Origin of the sequence: Mesorhizobium sp. M2D.F.Ca.ET.226.01.1.1 (assembly GCF_004022705.2) — a bacterium.
GTDB lineage: Bacteria > Pseudomonadota > Alphaproteobacteria > Rhizobiales > Rhizobiaceae > Mesorhizobium.
In genome coordinates this window covers 1-288 of record NZ_RZOY02000126.1, presented here as the reverse complement: position 1 = coordinate 288, position 288 = coordinate 1, and the positions used below count along the sequence as shown (strand labels likewise).

1 protein-coding gene is annotated in these 288 nt (G+C 66.3%); it reads left to right on the top strand.

The window, feature by feature from the left end:
- Positions 1-265, top strand: a 265-nt coding sequence (locus EN869_RS34075; RefSeq protein WP_189508274.1) for a type II secretion system F family protein, incomplete at its 5' end; no start/stop codon positions are given.
- Between the last annotated feature and the right edge of the window lie 23 nt (positions 266-288).

Below are 288 nucleotides of genomic sequence, written 5' to 3'. Positions count from 1 at the left end.
CTACGCCGATGACGACCTGGCCAGCCTGATGCAGCTGATCCTGCAGGTGCATGCGCATGGCGGCGCGGTGCAGGAACCGCTGCGCCAGTTCAGCCTCCGCCTGCGCGAACAGCGCCGCAACGCGTTGAAGGAGAAGGTCGGCAAGCTGTCGGTGAAGATGACCGTGGTGATGATGCTGACCCTGTTGCCGGCGTTGATGCTGGTGCTTGCCGGTCCAGCGCTGGTCGCGCTGGCCACCACCCTGTCCAAGATGGGATCGCCCTGATGCCTGCCCTGCGCACCACCGCC